The sequence below is a fragment of the Roseateles saccharophilus genome (assembly GCF_004342485.1).
Lineage (GTDB): Bacteria > Pseudomonadota > Gammaproteobacteria > Burkholderiales > Burkholderiaceae_C > Pelomonas > Pelomonas saccharophila.
Genome location: NZ_SMBU01000019.1, coordinates 40,242 through 57,536, shown reverse-complemented (window position 1 = coordinate 57,536; position 17,295 = coordinate 40,242). Strand labels below are relative to the sequence as shown.

16 protein-coding genes and 1 riboswitch are annotated in these 17,295 nt (G+C 70.0%); of the genes, 7 read left to right on the top strand and 9 right to left on the bottom strand.

All coding sequences use genetic code 11. The annotated features are described in order from the left end of the window. The first annotated feature begins 16 nt into the window (after positions 1-16). Positions 17-562, top strand: a complete 546-nt coding sequence (locus EV671_RS15940) for a PaaI family thioesterase (RefSeq protein WP_132573482.1) — start codon at positions 17-19, stop codon at positions 560-562. Here the strand turns inward: EV671_RS15940 and eda are convergent. After that, a complete protein-coding gene (eda, locus tag EV671_RS15935; protein ID WP_132573480.1) occupies positions 548-1,168 on the bottom strand; it encodes a bifunctional 4-hydroxy-2-oxoglutarate aldolase/2-dehydro-3-deoxy-phosphogluconate aldolase in 621 nt (206 codons plus the stop codon). The genes EV671_RS15940 and eda overlap by 15 nt on opposite strands. 69 nt (positions 1,169-1,237) lie before the next feature. Continuing rightward, a complete protein-coding gene (gene edd, locus EV671_RS15930) occupies positions 1,238-3,067 on the bottom strand; it encodes a phosphogluconate dehydratase (protein ID WP_132573478.1) in 1,830 nt (609 codons plus the stop codon). 119 nt (positions 3,068-3,186) lie between these two features. Here edd and EV671_RS15925 point away from each other — a divergent pair, with 119 nt between their 5' ends. Beyond that, positions 3,187-3,810: a gamma-glutamylcyclotransferase gene (locus EV671_RS15925; protein WP_132573476.1), complete on the top strand. Its 624-nt coding sequence runs from the start codon at positions 3,187-3,189 to the stop codon at positions 3,808-3,810. A gap of 9 nt (positions 3,811-3,819) precedes the next feature. Here the strand turns inward: EV671_RS15925 and EV671_RS15920 are convergent, their stop codons facing one another. After that, positions 3,820-4,428: a nucleotidyltransferase family protein gene (locus EV671_RS15920; RefSeq protein ID WP_341540504.1), complete on the bottom strand. Its 609-nt coding sequence runs from the start codon at positions 4,426-4,428 to the stop codon at positions 3,820-3,822. Between the two features lie 132 nt (positions 4,429-4,560). Between EV671_RS15920 and pdxH the strand changes: the two genes are divergently transcribed. Then, the gene (gene pdxH / locus EV671_RS15915; RefSeq protein ID WP_132573472.1) at positions 4,561-5,196 is read left to right on the top strand and encodes a pyridoxamine 5'-phosphate oxidase; all 636 of its coding nucleotides are present in this window, start codon (positions 4,561-4,563) and stop codon (positions 5,194-5,196) included. On the opposite strand, the gene EV671_RS15910 is transcribed toward pdxH, so the two are convergent. The 5 genes from EV671_RS15910 to EV671_RS15890 form a co-directional block, all read right to left on the bottom strand. Next, positions 5,197-5,679 carry a DUF3299 domain-containing protein gene (locus EV671_RS15910; protein WP_132573470.1) on the bottom strand — a complete coding sequence of 161 codons (483 nt, stop codon included), beginning with the start codon at positions 5,677-5,679 and terminating at the stop codon, positions 5,197-5,199. A gap of 176 nt (positions 5,680-5,855) precedes the next feature. After that, on the bottom strand, positions 5,856-7,052 hold the full coding sequence (locus EV671_RS15905) for an FtsX-like permease family protein (protein WP_132573468.1): 1,197 nt from the start codon (positions 7,050-7,052) through the stop codon (positions 5,856-5,858). Beyond that, entirely contained in the window at positions 7,049-7,693 is a 645-nt protein-coding gene (locus EV671_RS15900; protein ID WP_132573466.1) for an ABC transporter ATP-binding protein, read from the bottom strand. The genes EV671_RS15905 and EV671_RS15900 overlap by 4 nt, the downstream gene beginning before the upstream one ends. Then, positions 7,693-8,229 (bottom strand): peptide-methionine (S)-S-oxide reductase MsrA, encoded by a 537-nt coding sequence (gene msrA, locus EV671_RS15895; protein WP_132573464.1) that lies wholly within the window; start codon positions 8,227-8,229, stop codon positions 7,693-7,695. Before msrA ends, EV671_RS15900 begins: the two co-directional genes overlap by 1 nt. A gap of 9 nt (positions 8,230-8,238) precedes the next feature. After that, positions 8,239-11,712 (bottom strand): DUF748 domain-containing protein, encoded by a 3,474-nt coding sequence (locus tag EV671_RS15890; protein ID WP_165917596.1) that lies wholly within the window; start codon positions 11,710-11,712, stop codon positions 8,239-8,241. 38 nt (positions 11,713-11,750) lie between these two features. Here EV671_RS15890 and EV671_RS15885 point away from each other — a divergent pair, with 38 nt between their 5' ends. Beyond that, on the top strand, positions 11,751-12,542 hold the full coding sequence (locus tag EV671_RS15885) for a YdcF family protein (RefSeq protein WP_132573460.1): 792 nt from the start codon (positions 11,751-11,753) through the stop codon (positions 12,540-12,542). 141 nt (positions 12,543-12,683) lie between these two features. On the opposite strand, the gene ubiD is transcribed toward EV671_RS15885, so the two are convergent. Beyond that, positions 12,684-14,246: a 4-hydroxy-3-polyprenylbenzoate decarboxylase gene (ubiD, locus tag EV671_RS15880; RefSeq protein ID WP_132573458.1), complete on the bottom strand. Its 1,563-nt coding sequence runs from the start codon at positions 14,244-14,246 to the stop codon at positions 12,684-12,686. Between the two features lie 226 nt (positions 14,247-14,472). Here ubiD and EV671_RS15875 point away from each other — a divergent pair, with 226 nt between their 5' ends. From EV671_RS15875 to nrdR, 3 genes are all read left to right on the top strand, one after another. Beyond that, positions 14,473-15,318, top strand: coding sequence for a lytic transglycosylase domain-containing protein (locus tag EV671_RS15875; RefSeq protein ID WP_132573457.1), 846 nt, complete (start codon positions 14,473-14,475; stop codon positions 15,316-15,318). An 8-nt stretch (positions 15,319-15,326) separates the two neighbouring features. Then, positions 15,327-15,439: riboswitch (ZMP/ZTP riboswitch) on the top strand. Between the two features lie 60 nt (positions 15,440-15,499). After that, entirely contained in the window at positions 15,500-16,753 is a 1,254-nt protein-coding gene (gene glyA / locus EV671_RS15870) for a serine hydroxymethyltransferase (protein ID WP_132573456.1), read from the top strand. Positions 16,754-16,770: 17 nt separating this feature from the next. Next, positions 16,771-17,214, top strand: a complete 444-nt coding sequence (gene nrdR, locus EV671_RS15865) for a transcriptional regulator NrdR (protein ID WP_132573454.1) — start codon at positions 16,771-16,773, stop codon at positions 17,212-17,214. Positions 17,215-17,295: the final 81 nt, after the last annotated feature.

Genomic DNA, 17,295 nt, shown 5'->3' with positions numbered 1-17,295 from the left:
CCACGAAGCCGCCACCATGACAGCATCCAATCCCGACGCCACCCTCGCGCAATGGCAGGCCGAAGAGGCCGCCCTGCTGGCTCGCCAACGCCCTGAACCAGGCCTCGCCTCACGCGAGATGCTGGCAGGCAAGACCGGCCTGCAGCAGATGCAGGCCATGGTCGACGGGCTCGCGCCCCGCGCGCCGATCAGCCAGACGCTGGACTTCCTGCTGATCTCGGTCGCCGACGGTGAGGCCATCTTCCAGGGCCGGCCGCAGTTCAGGCACTACAACCCGCTGGGCAGCGTGCACGGCGGCTGGTTCGCGACGCTGCTGGACTCGGCGCTGGGCTGCTCGGTGCACACGACGCTGCCCGTGGACCGTGGCTACACGACGCTGGAGTTCAAGGTCAACCTCGTGCGTGCGCTGAGCGACAGGGTGCCGCTGGTGCGCGCCATCGGCCGCGTCGTGCACCGCGGCCGCCAGGTGACGACGGCCGAAGCCACGCTGGTCGGCCACGACGGCAAGCTCTACGCGCATGCCAGCACGACCTGCCTGCTGCTCGATCTACCGCAGGGCTGAAGCCTCGGCGGCGAGCCGGGTGATGCGCGCCCAGTCCTTGGCGTCGACGGCATCCTGAGGCGTGAGCCAGGAGCCACCGCAGACCTTGACGTTGGGCAGATTCAGGAAGTCGGGCGCCGTCTGCAACGAGATGCCGCCGGTGGGGCAGAAGGCCACGTCCGGAAAGGGGCCGGCCAGGGCCTTCAACAGGTTCACGCCACCGACCGCGACGGCCGGGAAGAGCTTCAGGAAGCCGTAGCCGGCCGCGTTGGCCTGCATGACCTCGGAGGCGGTGGACACGCCGGGCAGCAGCGGCAGGCCGTGCTGTTGGCAAGCTGAGCCGATGGCCTCGGTGAAGCCGGGGCTGACGCCAAACCGGCAGCCGGCGTTCTTCGCGTTGGCCACGTCCTGCGGGCTGCGCAGCGTGCCGGCGCCGACGATGGCGCCCGGCACCTTGGCCATGGCTTCCATGGCCTGAAGCGCAACCGGCGTGCGCAGCGTCACCTCGAGCACCTTGACGCCGCCGGCCACCAGGGCCTCGGCCAGCGGCACGGCGTCTTCCAGGCGCTGGATGACGATGACGGGAATGACGGGGCCGTGGCTGGCCAAGCTGAGGGTTTCAAGCATGAAGTCAATTTCTGAATCAGTGGGTGCCAGAGCTACTCGCTTCGCTCGGGCGGTCTGGCACTCCAGGTCTTACAACCAGGTGACGGCGCCTTCCTCGGCGCTCAGGACGTTGCGGCGCAGGCCGGCGAAAAGCTCGCGGCCCAGGCCGTGGCCGTTGACGTCGGCCTCGTCGGCGCTGAGCCGGGCCAGCTCGCGGGCGTCGAACTCGGCCTCGGGCACGCGGGCCTGCAGCGTGCCGGCGACGCCGTCCACGCGCACGACGTCGCCGTCACGCAGGCGGGCGATCGGGCCTCCAGCCAGCGCCTCGGGGCTGACGTGGATGGCCGCCGGCACCTTGCCCGAGGCGCCGCTCATGCGACCGTCGGTGACGAGGGCAACCTTGAAGCCCTTGCCCTGCAGCACGGCCAGCGGCGGCGTGAGCTTGTGCAGCTCGGGCATGCCGTTGGCGTGCGGGCCCTGGAAGCGCACGACGACGACGACGTCTCGCTCCAGCTCGCCGGCTTTGAAGGCGGCCAGCATGGCTTCCTGCGTCGTGAACACGCGGCAGGGAGCCTCGACGATGTGGCGGTCCTCGGGCACGGCCGACACCTTGATGACGGCACGGCCCAGGTTGCCGGCCAGCAGCTTGAGGCCACCGGTGGCACTGAAGGGAACGGCGGCGGTGCGCACGACTCCGTCGTCGCCGCTGGCGGCCGGCATGGGCTCGCGCAGCACCTCGCCGCCCTGCCCCACCGCACGGGGCACGAAGGCGTAGGGGCGCAGACTGTTGCCGGCGACGCTGAGCACGTCCTCGTGCATCAGGCCGGCATCCAGCAGCTCGCGGATGACGAAGCCGGGGCCGCCGGCGGCCTGGAACTGGTTCACGTCGGCACTGCCGTTGGGGTAGACGCGGCTCAGCAGCGGCACGACGGCCGAAAGCTCGGAGAAATCGCTCCAGTCGATCAGGATGCCGGCAGCACGGGCGACGGCGACCCAGTGGATCAGGTGATTGGTCGAGCCGCCGGTGGCCAGCAGCGCCACCATCGCGTTGACGATGCAGCGCTCGTCCACGACGTGGCCGATGGGCTTGGCGGCCTGGCCGGCCACGCGGCCGGAGATGTTCAGCGCGGTGGCGACGGCCTCGCGGGTGAGCGCCGTGCGCAGCTCGTCGTGCGGGTGCACGAAGGCGCTGCCAGGCGTGTGCAGGCCCATGGCCTCGAGCAGCATCTGGTTGCTGTTCGCCGTGCCGTAGAAGGTGCAGGTGCCGGCCCCGTGGTAGGCGGCGGACTCGCTCTTCAGCAGCTCGTCGCGACCGACCTTGCCCTGGGCGTAGAGCTCGCGCACCTTTGCCTTGTCGCTGTTGGAGATGCCCGAGCTCATCGGCCCGGCCGGCACGAAGACGCAGGGCAGATGGCCGAAGTGCAGCGCACCGATCAAGAGGCCCGGCACGATCTTGTCGCAGATGCCCAGCAGCAGCGCCGCGTCGAAGACGTCGTGGGTCAGCGCGATGGCCGTGCCCATCGCGATGGTGTCGCGCGAGAACAGGCTCAGCTCCATGCCCGGCAGGCCCTGAGTGACGCCATCGCACATGGCCGGCACGCCGCCGGCCACCTGCACGGTGGCGCCCAGGCGATGCGCCTCGGCGCGGATCTGGGCCGGGTAGCCCTCGTAGGGCTGGTGGGCCGACAGCATGTCGTTGTAGGCCGTGACCAGCCCCAAGTGGGGCGCCTTCTCGGCGACGATGCGCAGCTTGTCGTTGGCCGGCAGGGCCGCGACCGCATGGGCGACGTTCGCGCAGCCCATGCGCTCGAAGCCGCGCTGGCGGCCGTTCATCCTGGCGATGCGGGCCAGGTAGTCGCCGCGCAGCTTGGCGCTGCGCTCGCGGATGCGGTCGGTAACTCGGGTCAGTGTGGCGTGCATTCGGGTCTCCTGGGCCTGGATTCTGTAACTTGCCCTCTGGAATTTAGGTAACCATATTACTTGGCCGCAGGGCAGCGTGGGTTACGGCCTGGGTACCTCGCGTGACAAGATGATGGGCGATGTCGTCACACGCATTGAATATTCCGCACGGCCCGACGCGCAGCGCCCATCTGCTGCAGCGCACGGCCGCCGAATGGCGGGCCAGCGGCGATGACCTGCTGCTGTTCGCCTACGGCTCGCTGATCTGGCGCCCGGATTTCGACTATGCCCAGGCATTGCCGGCCCGGGTGCTGGGCTTTCACCGCGTGCTGCGCATGCGCTCGCGCACGAACCGTGGCTCGCCACAGGAGCCGGGCCTGGTGCTGGCCCTGGTGTCGGGTGGCAGTTGTCGCGGCCTGGTCTACCGCGTGCCGCGTGCCGCCGGCGAGGGTGTGCTGGTGCAGCTCTGGGACCGGGAGATGCCCAACGGCGTCTACGAGCCACGCTGGCTGAACTGCGAGACGCCCGCCGGGCGGCAGCGGGCACTGGCCTTCACGCTGTCGCGCCAGAGCCCGAGCTGGACCGGCCCGCTGCGCGAGCCCGAGCTGCTGCACATCTTCCGCCATGCCCGGGGCCGTTACGGCACGACACTGGACTATCTGCTGCGCACCGTCCAGGGCTTGCGCGAGCACGGCATCCGCGACGCCGAGTTGGAGCGCCAGGCGCACCTGGCCGCGCGCCACGGACTGTGCGCGCCGCCCTGACCCAGGCCCTCAGCTGCGCAGGCGAGCGAGATCTTCGGCGGTGTCGACGTCGATGTGCACGCCGGGGTCGTCCACCTCGATGGGCTGGGCGGCGTAGCGGGCCACGATGCGCCGGGCACCCTCGTCGCCGCTCAGGGCCACCAGCTCGGAATAAAGCTCGGTGCCGAAACCGACCGGATGGCCCTGGATGCCGCGGTACTGGGCGTAACAGACGGGGTAGCGCTCCAGGCCTTCGGCCACGGCCATGATGGTGGCGGGCCGCACCAGCGGCATGTCGGCCGGCAGGATGAGCCAGCCATCGGCATCGCCCGTGGCACTGACACCGGCAACGATGGAATGTCCCATGCCGACGGGCTGAAGCCGCCCCTGGGCATCGCGTTCGGGCAGGGTCACGATATCGCGCGCCGCGACGAGCTGGTGCACGGCCGGGGCCAGGGCCGGCGTCGTCACGACGACGACGGGAAGCCGCGTGGCAATGGCATGGCGCAGGCTGCGCGCGAGCAGGGTTTCCGCACCGGACGCGCCGCCCAGGTTCTGCTCGAGCTTGTGGCCCGGGCCGCGGAAGCGCGAGCCGCGTCCTGCGGCCAGCACGACGACGGCGGGGCGTCGTTTCATCATTCGGTGGTCGTCCTTGGCAATCCCTTGCGGCAGGGCATTTCGGCCTTTGCTGCGGTGCCACAAGCATGCCGAGCGGCCCTGCGCTTGAAACTGGGAGGTTCACTTAAGGGAAGGTCTGCATACTTCGGTCCTATGAGCAAGTTGAGCGAATTCCGAAAGAGTTACGAACTGGGCGAGCTGGACGAGGATCAGGCCTCGGACGGCCCGCTGGCCCTCTTCAACCGCTGGATGGACGAGGCCATCGCCCACGATGTGTCCGAACCGACAGCGATGACCGTGGCCACCGTGGGCGCCGATGGACGGCCTTCGACGCGCGTCGTGCTGCTCAAGGGCTGCGATGCACGCGGCATGGTCTGGTTCACGAACTACGAAAGCCGCAAGGGCCAGGAGCTGGCACACAGCCCCTACGCCGCCTTGCAGTTTCACTGGGTGGAGATGGAGCGCGTCGTGCGCATCGAGGGCCGGGTCGAGAAGACCTCAGCCGAGGAGTCGGACGACTACTTCAGGAGCCGGCCGCTGGATTCGCGGCTCGGAGCCTGGGCCTCGCCGCAGAGCCGAGTCATCAGCTCGCGCGCCGTGCTGGTGGCCAACGCCGCCAAGGCGGCGGTCCAGCATGGCCTGAACCCCGAACGGCCGCCGCATTGGGGCGGCTATCGCCTGCTGCCGGATCGTTTCGAGTTCTGGCAGGGGCGCCGCTCGCGGCTGCACGACCGGCTGGTCTTCAGGCTCGATGCCGGCGCCTGGGTCCGCGAACGGCTTGCGCCTTAATTAATTGACGGCGTCGCCCTCGTCGACACGGTAATAGAGGCCGTAGGGGTCGTCGGTCAGCACGGCCAGTTGGCCTTCGACGACGACCGGCTCCAGCGTGTAGCGCACGGGCTTCTTCGTGCGCACCTCGACAAGGCCTTCGGGGCCGGCCGGCACGCAGAAGGCGCAGGTCGTCGGCACCGAGGACAGCAGGAAGTGCTGCTGCTTGTCACCCGCCTCCAGCGGCATCATGAAGCCCTGCACCTTGACCGTCCTGCGATCCAGCGCCTGCACAGCGGCCGGGAAGGTCGGCACGATCTTCTTCTTCTCGGCCTTGGCCGTAACCTGGGACAGCAGCTTCCAGGACACGATGTCGCTGCGCTCCTCGAGCGGCTTGAAGGGGCTGCGCGGGTCGTGATAGCCGGGGCCTTGGCCGATGGCGGGCGAAACCTGGGCCATCACGGCGGTGGAGACCGAGAGAAGAGCTGCAACGAGAAATTTCATGGCTTAGGTGGCGTTCGCCAATACGAATATCGAGATTCTCCGCCCCCACCGCTGTGAGCACCAAAGCCCGCGCTCAGCGCAGGGCTCCATCGCGCGGAAGCCGAGGATCCGGCTTTCCCGATCCTGCGGCCTCGCCCCCTTGAGGGGGCCGGCGAAGCCGGTAGGGGGTGGGACGTTCAACGCGGAGCTTGCAGCAGAGTCGTGACGTCCAGGCGATAGGCCCGCCAGGCCGGCCAGGCGGCGGCCAGCAGTGCGAGGCCGCCAGCCAGCAGCGGCACCAGCCATTCCGCCTCGCTCCAGCCCAACGCGCCCAGCCGCAGCGACTGGCGCTCGGCCAGCAGCCGTTCCAGCACCGCAACCAGGCCGTGGCCAGCCGCCAAGCCCAGCACGGCGGCCAGGCCGGCCAGCAGCAGGGCTTCCAGCGCGATCAGAGCCGCGACACGGCGAGCCGGTGCGCCCAGCATGCGCAGCATGGCCAGGTCACCCTGGCGCGCGCGCACCGCGTGCAGCAGCGCAACCCAGACCGACAGCCCCGCCGCGGCCAGCAGCACGAGGCCGAAGCCACGGAGCACCTCGGTACCGGCACCGACGAGGCGCATCAGCCGGGCCGTTTCCAGCGCCGGCGCGGCGGACTGCAGGCCGTCCTGCGCATTGACCCAGCGCGGCAGCATCACGGCCGCCAGCGGGCTGCGGTAGCGCACCAGGGCCAGCGTGATCTCGCGCCTGTCGTCGGCTGCCTCGTCATGGGCCTCGCCGGCATGGTGCTCCTCGTGCACCTGCCAGACCGAGGCCAGGTCGGTCAGCACCAGGCGGTCCAGCACGCTGCCCGATTCGGCCAGCACGCCGACGACCTCGAAGAGATGGTCGCCATGGGCACCGCCGCCCTCGGCCAGGCCATGGCTGCCGGCGAAACGGTCGCCGACCTTGAGCCCGCTGACGTGGGCCACCTCGGCGCCCAGCACGGCCTGCATGGGCTTCGTCCAAAGCGCTCCCTGCCCCAGCCGGCCGCCGTAGAGGTCGACATAGTCCGGCGTCGTGCCGGCAATGCGGTAGCCGCGGAAGGAGTCGCCCAGCGACAACGGCACGGCCTGGGCCACCAGCGGCTGCTTCTTCAGCAGCGCCAGCGTCGCCAGCGGGATGTTGCCGGTCGGCGCATCGAGGTGGAAGACGCCGGCCAGCATGATCTGCATCGGGCTGCCCTTGGCACCGACGACGAGGTCGATGCCCGCCAGGTCGCGCCTGAGCCCGGCCTCGACCTGGGCGCTGGCGCGCAGCACGAAGGTCACGGCCGCGAGGCCAAGGGTCAGCAGCAGCAGGTTCAGCGCCGTCGTCAGCGGGCTGGACCAGAGATAGCGCCAGGCGAGGCGGATCACAGGCTCAGCTCCGAAACGTCGTCCCGCCCGCCCAGGGCCTCGACGACGCGGGCGTCATGGCTGGCGATGACCAGCGTGCAGCCCTCGCGCTCGGCCGCGTCCAGCAGCAGGGCCAGCATGTTCACGGTGTGCTCGTCGTCCAGGTTGGCGCTGGGCTCGTCGGCCAGCAGCAGGCGCGGCCGGCGCATCAGCGCGCGGGCCAGCGCCACGCGCTGGGCTTGGCCGACGCTGAGCTGGTGCGGCCGGCGGCCGGCCAGGCCGGCGATGTCCAGCGCGTCGAGCAGCTCGGCCGCGCGGGCCGGGTCGGCGCCCTGCCCTGCGGCCAGGGCCGGCAGGGCGAGGTTTTCGGCCACCGTCAGCGCCTCGCTCAGGTGCAGGCGCTGCGGCACGACGCCCAGCGTCGCACCCCGCCAGGCGTCCAGTTCGCGCGGGCTCAGGGCCGCGAGCTCGGTGCCGGCCACCTCCAGCCAGCCCTGCTGCACGCGCAGCAGGCCGGACAGCAGGGCCAGCAGCGTCGACTTGCCGGAGCCCGAGGCGCCGCGCAGCAGCAGGTGCCGGCCGTGGCCCAGCGCGAAGTCGGCATAGCGGATCGCATGTTCGGCGCCGGCGTAGTGGTGGGCCAGCCCCTGCCAGGCCAGCATCACTTCACGAGCCGCTTGAAGCTGGCCAGGAATTTGTCCACCTTGCCGGCGACGACGAAGGCGCAATAGCCCTGCTCGGGGTTGCGGGCGTAGTAATGCTGGTGGTAGGCCTCGGCCGGGTGGTAGTTGGTCTCGGGCAGCAACTCGGTGACGACACGGCCAGCGTGGTGCTCGTTGGCCTCGCCCAGCACCTCGGCCGCCAGTTGGCGCTGAGCCTCGCCATGCCAGTAGATGCCGGAGCGGTACTGCGTGCCGGCATCGGCGCCCTGGCGGTTTAGCGTCGTCGGGTCGTGGATGGTGAAGAAAACTTCGAGCAGCTCGCGCAGCGAGACCACGGCGGGGTCGAAGTCGATGCGCACGACCTCGGCATGGCCGGTATGGCCGCTGCAGACCTGCTCGTAGTTGGGGTTGGCGGCCTGGCCGTTGCTGTAGCCGTTCTCGACCTGGTGCACGCCGCGCACCCGCTCGTAGACGGCCTCCAGGCACCAGAAGCAGCCGCCGGCCAGGGTGATGCGTTCGAGATTGCTTGCGGTCATGGGCGTCTTTCAGTGGGCACCGAGGGACATTTCGACGTGGGGATGCCAGCCGGCGGCGCAAGCCCCGTCGCAGAGCTTGGGGGCGGCCAGGAAGACGCGGGCGTTCGGTGCACCGCGCGCCAGCAGTGCATCCCGCACGGCCACGGCCCGGGCCACGGCGAGCTGGCGCAGGGCCTCGGCGTCGACCGCATAGTTGGCCAGCAGCAGCGCGCGCATCTGCTCGGGCGGCAGGTCCTTGGCCATGCCGATGAGGTTCCGAGGCTTGTTGGGCAGCTTGGTGGCCTGGTAGAGGCGCTTGAGCGCGTCGGCCGGCGTGCCCGCGTTCTCGGCCTTCAGCGCGTTGTCCAGCCGCTGCTCGCGGATGGCGGCGGCCTCGGCGCTGGGATCGGCCCATCCGGTCAGCGTCAGCTGCACGCCGGGCTTGTCGGTCAGCAGCTGGGCAATGCGGTCGAGCTTGGCCGTGTCTCCCAGTTCGGCACCGCCGGGCGCGAAGGCGATTTCGGCCTCCTCGGGCGCGTCACTGCCCATGAACAGCGAGAAGGGCGAGGTCAGCGCCTTGCCGATCAGGTTCAGGATGAGCTTCCAGACGATGCCGCCGACGCTGAACTGCGGGTCGTTCAGCGAGCCGCTGATGGGCAGGTTGACGTCGATGACGCCGTTGCGGTCCTTCAGCAGCGCAACGGCGAAGCGCACCGGCAGCGTCGTCGCGTCGGGGCTCTCGACCTTGTCGCCGAAGGTCAGCTGGTTGAGGATGATCTGGTTGCTGGCGCTCAGGGAGCCGCCGGGCTCGATCTTGTAGTGCAGCTTGGTCGACAGCTTGCCGCGCTCGATCGCATAGCCGGCGTATTTGCCGGCATAGGGCGACAGCGGCGCGAGCTCGATGTCGGTGGCGTTGGCGGCAATGTCCATGGCCAGCGGCGCGCCCGGCTTCAGCTGCCCGTCGATCTCGAGCAGTCCGGTGCCGGCCACCTTGCCGCGCAGCGTCAGCGGCGCCATCGCGGGGCTGGCCGACGAGAACGCGCCGAGCGAGCCCTGCAACTCGCTGAGGCGGGCGCTGTAGTGCGGGCGCACGAAGCGGTCGTTGAAGTCGACGAAGCTGCGGTTCACGCGGATGCGCTCGACGGCGAACTCGGGCGGCGGGCCCGATGCCGCAGGCGCCGACGCTGCTGCAGCGGCGGCTTCGGCCGGGCCGATGTCGCGCAGGTTGAAGCGCCCCTCCTCGCTGACGATGAGGCGGGCATAGGCCTCGTCCAGCACGGCCTCGCGCACGGCCAGCTTCGGCGGCGCACCGGGCAACAGCGCGAGCTTCAGACCGTCGAGCTGCAGGGCCTGCCAGCTCAGCAGGTCTTCGCCGACGACGCGCTGGCCATCGATGGAGCGCGCCTGCTGCACGGCCAGCGGCCCCAGGCGCAGGTCGCCGTCCACGCCGGCCTGCCAGCCGGAGGCCTGGCGGGCGGCGCTGACATCGGCCTTCAGCCCCAGCTCGGCGCGCTGCAGATGCAGGCCCCAGGCCGGGTCCAGGTAGGCGTTGAAGAGCTGCAGCGGCAGGGCCTTGGCCTGCACCTTGCCGCGCGTCGACAAGGGTGCGAGGCCGACGCGGCCATTCCATTGCAGGCTGCCGGCGCTGGCGGCAATGGGCTGGTCATTGGCGCCCAGCGCTGCGAGTCGGGCCGACAGCTGGGCCTGCACCGGCGCGGCCGACGGCCAGGCCAGCGCGCCGAGCTGCAGTTGCAGCGGCTCGACCACCACGGCCACCGGCGCCACGCCCTCGGGTACGGCAGCATCGCGCCAGCGCAATGCGCCGCGTTCGACGGCGAGGCCGGCCAGCCGCACGGTCCAGGCCGGGCCGGAGGACCTGGCAGTGGACGCACCTTCAGCGGGCAGCAAGGCGGCGATGCTCAGGCGCCCGTCATGCTCGCGGGCGAGCTGGGCCCGCGGCGCGTCCAGCTTCAGCCGGCCCAGGCGGAGCGCGTGGCGGCCGGGCTCGACCTCGGCCTGGTCGAGCTCGGCGCTGGCCAGCGTCAGCAACGGCTTGCCGGCGCCTGCCAGACCGACGCGTACGTCGCTGATGCGTAGCTCGCTGAGGCTTAGGTTGGCGCGCTCGGCGGCGCCCTCGGCCAGCGGCTCCTTGACCTGCAGTGCGGCCTTGGTCGACACACCGGCCGCGACGCGCATGCCCCTGGGCAGCGGCAGCCAGGCGGCCAGGCGCTCGACGGCGAGGCCGTTCAGCTCGGCATCGGCCTCGAGCAGTTCGGGCGCGAGCTTGGCCCGCGCGCTCAGCGTGGCCTGGTCCAGGCGCAGGCTGGCGTCGAGTTGGGCCGGCTGCTTCAGCGGCCAGGCAGCGGGGCCGAGCTTGAGCTGGATGGCGTCCAGCGCGAGGTCGCGCGCGGTGAAGCGGCCGTCCCTGACCTCCAGGCCGGCAACGCTGACCTGCCAGGGCTGGGTGGCCGTGGGCGCGGAAGCCGCTGCGGCTGGTGCCGCCGGCAGCGGGTGCAACCAGGCACTGGGCGACTCCAGCAGGATCTGGCCGAGGCCGACCTGGTGGCGCAGCGGCTGCACGTCGACCAGCGGCAGGCTCAGGCGCTTGAAGCCCAGCAGGGGCTGGCCGTCGGGCTGGGTCAGCGCCAACTCGTGCAGCTGGATGCCGCCGCTGAGCTTGACGCCGGGCGGCTGCTTGGGATGCTCGGAAAAGTCCAGCGCCAGGTCGACATCGAGCCTGCCGGTGCTCAGGCGCAGCGGCGCACTGGCGGGGATGTAGGCGGCCAGCGGCGCGAGGTCCAGGCCGGCGAGCTTGAAGGACAGACGGGCGCTGGCGTCGTCCTCGAAAGGCAGCGCCTCGGCGCGGCTGTCGAAGGCGACGCCGTCGAGCTTGCCGCTCAGATGCGGCAGAACCTTGACGGCCACGTCGGCCGGCAGCGTGGACACGAAGGGCAGCGCCAGATGCAGGCCGGCCAGCTCATGCCTGCGCTGCACGGGGCGGTCGTCGAAGGCGACGAGCCCCTCGCTGAGCTCGATGTTGTAAACGGCGAACTCGGGTTCGGCGGCGTCGGGTGCCGGCTTGGCCTCGGGCTTGGCGGCGAAGCGCTGGATCAGGTCGTCGATGTCGTAATGCCCATCGGACAGGCGGGCGACGCGCAGTTCGGGCCGGGTCAGCACCACTGACTCGACGACGGCACGCCCCCGCAGCAGGGAGCGCAGCGACAGCGCGGCATCCAGCCGGTCGAGCTTGAACAGCGGTGGCTGGCCCGCAGCCGGGCCGGCGATGCTCAGCCCCTCGACGACGACGCCCAGGCGCCAGGGCTGGAAGCGTGCCTGCTCGATGTGCACCGTTCGGCCCAGGGCCTCGGTGGCGAGCGCAGCACCGCGGCCGGTGATCCAGCCCGGCAGGGCAAGCGTCGCGGCGAGCAGGGCCAGCACGACGACGACCGCCAGCGCGGCCAGGGTCCGGAGGGTGAGGCGAAGGAGGGAGCGGCGGTCGATCATCACGCCTCGCATTATTGATGTCGGCGATGATGCCGGCCGTGAGCCTCACTCTCGATTACTCGGGTTTCAAGACCCTGTTGCTGGCCGCCGTGCTGCCGCCCGCGCCGATGCTGCTGCTGGCGGCCTGGGGCGGCTGGCGGCTCAAGCGCGGCCGCCGATGGGGCGGCTGGATGCTGGGCCTGGCGCTGGTGCTGGCCTGGCTGTCGGCGACCGAGGCTGCCGGCGAATTGCTGAGCCGGGCCCGGCGGCCACCGCCGGCCCTGAGCCGCACCCAGGTCGAGGCGCTCAGGGGCAGCCAGGACGGTGTCGTGCTGGTGCTGGGCGGCGGCGTGCACCGCCACCTGCCCGAATACGACGCGGGCGCGCCGCGGCGCCACACGGCCGAACGCTTGGCCTATGGCGTCTGGCTGGCCCGGCGCACCGGCTGGCCCCTGGCCTTCTCGGGTGGCATCGGCTGGACGGCGACGGAACTGCGCCAGCCCGAGGCCGAGATCGTGGCCCGAGTCGCCGCCGAGGACTATGGCCTGCCGCTGCGCTGGTCCGAGTCCCGCTCGCGGGACACGCGCGAGAACGCGGCCAACTCGCTGCCGATGCTGATGGCCAGCGGCGTGAAGCGGGTGCTGCTGGTCACCGATGACGGTCATATGCCCCGGGCCGTGCGCGCCTTCGAGGGCGTGGCTGCGCCACTGGGCATCGCCATCGTGCCGGCGCCCGTCGGCCTGCGCGACGACGCGCTGAGCAGCTTCGACGACTGGTGCCCGTCGGTCGAAGGCTTCGCCCGGGTGCGCAACATCGTCTACGAGACGCTGGCCTGGTGGGCCGGCCGCTGAACGGGCTGCACAAATAGAAACCCCGCCGGGCTTGAAGGCCGGGCGGGGTGGGTGGCGAGGCCACCTTGGGGCTCAGAGGCTATCTGCCACTGGGCTCCTGGCGCGCAAAGATTGCGCCAGAGGGTTTGCCTGAAAAGGCACTCAAACAGTAGGCGAGCCTCCAACCGGGTTCAAGAAGAGTTGCCCGAATAGCGCCTCGGCCCGCTTTGTGACCTCGGCCGGCAGGCTGATGCCGCGTCCCCATTCGCGGCTGGTCTCGCCGGGCCATTTGTTGGTGGCGTCCAGCCCCATCTTGCCGCCCAGGCCGCTGACCGGCGATGCGAAGTCGAGATAGTCGATGGGCGTGTTGTCGACCAGGGTCGTGTCACGCACCGGGTCCATGCGGGTCGTGATGGCCCAGATCACCTCCTGCCAGTTGCGCGTGTCGATGTCGTCGTCCACGACGACGATGAACTTGGTGTACATGAACTGGCGCAGAAAGCTCCAGATGCCGAACATCAGCCGCTTGGCATGGCCCGGATAGGCCTTCTTGATCGACACGACGGCCATGCGGTAGCTACAGCCCTCGGGCGGCAGGTAGAAGTCGACGATCTCCGGAAACTGCTTCTGCAGGATGGGCACGAAGACCTCGTTGAGCGCGACGCCGAGGATGGCGGGCTCGTCGGGCGGCTTGCCGGTGTAGGTGGAGTGGTAGATGGGGTTCTTGCGCTGGGTCTGGCGCGTGATCTCGAAGACCGGAAACCAGTCCTGCTCGTTGTAATAGCCGGTGTGGTCGCCGAAGGGGCCTTCCAGCGCGTGCAGATAGCCCCCCTTCTCCTTCAGCGGCACGCCGCGCTCGCTGACGCCCACATAGCCCGGTTCGGCGGGCGGGATATGCCCCTCAAGCACGATCTCGGCCGAGGCCGGCGCCTGCAGCGGCAGACCCTCGCGGCCGACGCCGGTGTTGACCAGTTCGGTGCGCGAGCCCCGCAGCAGGCCGGCGAACTGGTACTCGGAGAGGCTGTCCGGCACCGGCGTGACCGCGCCGAGGATGGTGGCGGGGTCCGCGCCCAGCGCGACGGCAATCGGGAAGGGCTGGCCGGGGTGGGCCAGCGCGTGGTCGCGGAAGTCCAGCGCGCCACCCCGATGGGCCAGCCAGCGCATGATGACATGGCGCCGGCCGATGAGTTGCTGGCGGTAGATGCCGAGGTTCTGGCGCGCCCGGGCCGGCCCCCGGGTGATGACGAGTCCCCACGTGATCAGGGGGGCGGCGTCATCCGGCCAGCAGGTCTGGATGGGCAGGCGGCCCAGGTCGATGTCGGCGCCCTCCAGCACCTCTTCCTGGCAGGCCGCACGGCGCTGCACGGCGGGTTTCATGTCCCACAGCGCCTTGGCCATCTGAAGCAGCTTGGCCGTGTCCTTCAAGCCCTTGGGCGGGTCGGGCTCCTTGAGGCTGGCCAGAACCCGGCCGACATCCCGCAGATCGGCCAGGGATTCAGCCCCCATGCCGAGTGCGACGCGCCGGGTTGTCCCAAAAAGATTGGTCAAGGCCGGCGTGGAATGCCCCGTCGGCGCCTCGAACAACAGGGCCGGCCCTCCGGCCCGCAGCACCCGGTCGCTGAGCGCCGTCATCTCCAGCACCGGCGAGACTTTTTCACGCACGCGCTTGAGTTCGCCCAACCCCTCCAGCCCGGCGATGAAGTCCCTCAGGTCGCTGTATTTCATAACTTAAAGTAGTTTTGATCGGCTAAAACAGCCTTGACGGGTTATCTTCGACCCGTAGAGAATTCACGGCCTCGGGTTTGTACTGAAGCCCAACCGGCCGGGTCCACCGGGCACCGAAGTGCCACAGGCCCAGAGCAACGGCCGGGAAATTATCACCGTCGCCCCGTCCAGACCGCCCGCTTCGACAAGCGGCCAGCCTGTGGCGGGCTGCGATACAAGGAGTCGCATGACGACACGTCAAGACCTGATCAGCCTGGCCCGCCACACGCGCGATGCAGCGTCGCTGTTCGTGACGGACATCGGCAATGGCCTGCTGGTGGTCAGCCACAACACGCTGGCCCTCGTCGGGCTGGCCGTGGTGTCGGTGCTGCTGGTGTTCACGAGCCAGGCCGGCTTGCGCGAGAGCCTGGAATCGGCCGCCCTCGGCTGGCTGAACGCCCGCCAGGAAGCCCGCGCCGAGGCCGAAGGCAACACGCTGCTGGCCAGCGCCGAGCCCGACGCGATCGCCCGTGCCACCGCCACCGACCCGCGCGAACTGAGCCGCCAGCAGGCCGCCGTGGCCCATTGGCTGGCGCGCCGCTACCACGTCGCCCCCGAGCCCATCAGCCGCCTCGTCCAGGAAGCCTGGGCCGTCGGCAACCGCGCCAAGGTCGAGCCGACGCTGATCCTGTCCATCATGGCCATCGAGTCGGGCTTCAACCCGTTTGCGCAGAGCGCCGTCGGCGCCCAGGGCCTGATGCAGGTCATGACCCGCGTGCACGACGACAAGTACGAGGCTTTCGGCGGCACGCTGGCAGCCTTCGACCCGGTGACCAATCTGCGCGTCGGCGTGCAGGTGCTGAAGGAATGCATCCAGCGCGGCGGCAGCCTGGAGGAAGGCCTGCGCTACTACGTCGGCGCGGCCAACCTGCCCGAGGACACGGGCTACGCCTCGCGCGTGCTGGCCGAGCACGACCTGCTCAAGGCCGTGGCCGCCGGGCGCACCGTGCCGGCCAGCGCCAGCGCGCGCCCGCTGCGCGAGGCCGCGTCCGCGCCGGCGGGCGAATCGGCCCAGGTCGCGCTGCTGCGCTGAACTACACTGGGCGCTCACGCGACTGGCGATCAGGGTCACGAGCTGACCCGAGGTGGGCCACCACCGGGGAGCGTGAGGCGGCTGCTTCAGCCGCTTTCAGCCGTTCGCCTGGGCAGCCCTGGTATCGCGCCCCGCGTGATCGCCACGGATTCACCGCCTGACCTTCGGAACAACACCAGCCATGTTTGACCGCACCACCTCCACCCTCGCCCTGGTCGACCCCGAACTCTGGACTGCCGTCCAGAACGAGAACCGCCGCCAAGAAGACCATATCGAGCTGATCGCCAGCGAGAACTACACCTCGCCGGCCGTCATGCAGGCCCAGGGCAGCCAACTGACCAACAAGTACGCCGAGGGCTACCCCGGCAAGCGCTACTACGGCGGCTGCGAATACGTCGACGTCGTCGAGCAGCTGGCCATCGACCGCCTGAAGCAGCTCTTCGGCGCCGAATACGCCAATGTGCAGCCCAACAGCGGCTCGCAGGCCAACCAGGGCGTGTTCTTCGCGCTGCTGCAGCCCGGCGACACCATCATGGGCATGAGCCTGGCCGAAGGCGGTCACCTGACCCACGGCATGGCGCTGAACATGAGTGGCAAGTGGTTCAACGTCATCTCCTACGGCCTGAACGCCAAGGAAGAGATCGACTACGACGCGATGGAAGCCCTGGCCCGCGAGAAGAAGCCCAAGCTCATCATCGCCGGCGCGTCCGCCTACTCCCTGCGCATCGACTTCGAGCGCTTCGGCAGGATCGCCAAGGAAATCGGCGCCTACTTCATGGTCGACATGGCCCACTACGCCGGCCTGATCGCCGCGGGCGTCTATCCCAACCCGCTGCCGCATGCCGACGTCGTCACGTCCACCACGCACAAGAGCCTGCGCGGCCCGCGCGGCGGCATCATCCTGACGAACAAGGAAGACATCGCCAAGAAGATCAACTCGGCCATCTTCCCCGGCATCCAGGGCGGCCCGCTGATGCATGTCATCGCCGGCAAGGCGGTGGCCTTCAAGGAGGCGCTCGGCCCCGAGTTCAAGGCCTACCAGCAGCAAGTCGTCAAGAACGCCAAGGTGCTGGCCGACACGCTGATCGAGCGCGGCCTGCGCATCGTCTCCGGCGGCACGGAAAGCCACGTCATGCTGGTGGACCTGCGCCCCAAGAACCTGACCGGCAAGGAAGCCGAGGCCATCCTGGGCGCCGCCCACATGACCTGCAACAAGAACGGCATTCCCAACGACCCGCAGAAGCCCATGGTCACCAGCGGCATCCGCCTGGGCACGCCGGCCATGACGACGCGCGGCTTCAAGGAGGAGCAGGTCCGCCAGACCGCCCATCTGATCGCCGACGTGCTGGACAAGCCGCATGACGAGGCCAACCTGGCCGCCGTGCGCGAGAAGGTCGCCGCGCTGACGGCCGCCTTCCCGGTGTATCGCGGTTGATTGACGGTTAATCCGTAATGCGCTGCCCGTTCTGCTCTCACGCCGAGACCCAGGTCGCCGAGACCCGGGAATCGGACGAGGGCGACGTTGTCCGGCGCCGGCGCCGCTGCCTGTCCTGCGACAAGCGCTTCACGACCTATGAGCGGGCAGACATCGCCCTGCCCTCGGTCGTCAAGAAGGACGGGCGGCGCGCCGATTTCGACGCCACCAAGCTGCGCGCCTCCATGCAGCTGGCTCTGCGCAAGCGGCCGGTCAGCGTCGAGCAGATCGACGCGGCCATCAACCGCATCGAGGAGAAGCTGCTCGCCAGCGGCGCGCGGGAGATCGCGTCCACCCGCCTGGGCGAGCTCGTCATGCGCGAACTCAAGCGCATTGACAAGGTGGCCTATGTCCGCTTCGCGTCGGTCTATCGCAGCTTCGAGGACGTCGACGAGTTCCGTCAGCTGATCCGGGAGATCTGACCCCGGGTTTCCACTCCCCTCTTTGGAGGGAGTCATGGGGGATACGCCCCAGCTTCTCCTTCGCCGCCTCACCCTTGGAGG

Coding starts and splice junctions, on each gene's coding strand:
- pdxH (WP_132573472.1), top strand. CDS start 4,561: ATGAGCAAGTTGAGCGAATTCCGAAAGAGTTACGAACTGGGCGAGCTG.
- glyA (WP_132573456.1), top strand. CDS start 15,500: ATGTTTGACCGCACCACCTCCACCCTCGCCCTGGTCGACCCCGAACTC.
- eda (WP_132573480.1), bottom strand. CDS start 1,168: ATGCTTGAAACCCTCAGCTTGGCCAGCCACGGCCCCGTCATTCCCGTC.
- EV671_RS15910 (WP_132573470.1), bottom strand. CDS start 5,679: ATGAAATTTCTCGTTGCAGCTCTTCTCTCGGTCTCCACCGCCGTGATG.
- EV671_RS15940 (WP_132573482.1), top strand. CDS start 17: ATGACAGCATCCAATCCCGACGCCACCCTCGCGCAATGGCAGGCCGAA.
- EV671_RS15875 (WP_132573457.1), top strand. CDS start 14,473: ATGACGACACGTCAAGACCTGATCAGCCTGGCCCGCCACACGCGCGAT.
- msrA (WP_132573464.1), bottom strand. CDS start 8,229: ATGACCGCAAGCAATCTCGAACGCATCACCCTGGCCGGCGGCTGCTTC.
- ubiD (WP_132573458.1), bottom strand. CDS start 14,246: ATGAAATACAGCGACCTGAGGGACTTCATCGCCGGGCTGGAGGGGTTG.
- EV671_RS15890 (WP_165917596.1), bottom strand. CDS start 11,712: ATGATCGACCGCCGCTCCCTCCTTCGCCTCACCCTCCGGACCCTGGCC.
- EV671_RS15900 (WP_132573466.1), bottom strand. CDS start 7,693: ATGCTGGCCTGGCAGGGGCTGGCCCACCACTACGCCGGCGCCGAACAT.
- nrdR (WP_132573454.1), top strand. CDS start 16,771: ATGCGCTGCCCGTTCTGCTCTCACGCCGAGACCCAGGTCGCCGAGACC.
- edd (WP_132573478.1), bottom strand. CDS start 3,067: ATGCACGCCACACTGACCCGAGTTACCGACCGCATCCGCGAGCGCAGC.
- EV671_RS15925 (WP_132573476.1), top strand. CDS start 3,187: ATGTCGTCACACGCATTGAATATTCCGCACGGCCCGACGCGCAGCGCC.
- EV671_RS15920 (WP_341540504.1), bottom strand. CDS start 4,428: ATGATGAAACGACGCCCCGCCGTCGTCGTGCTGGCCGCAGGACGCGGC.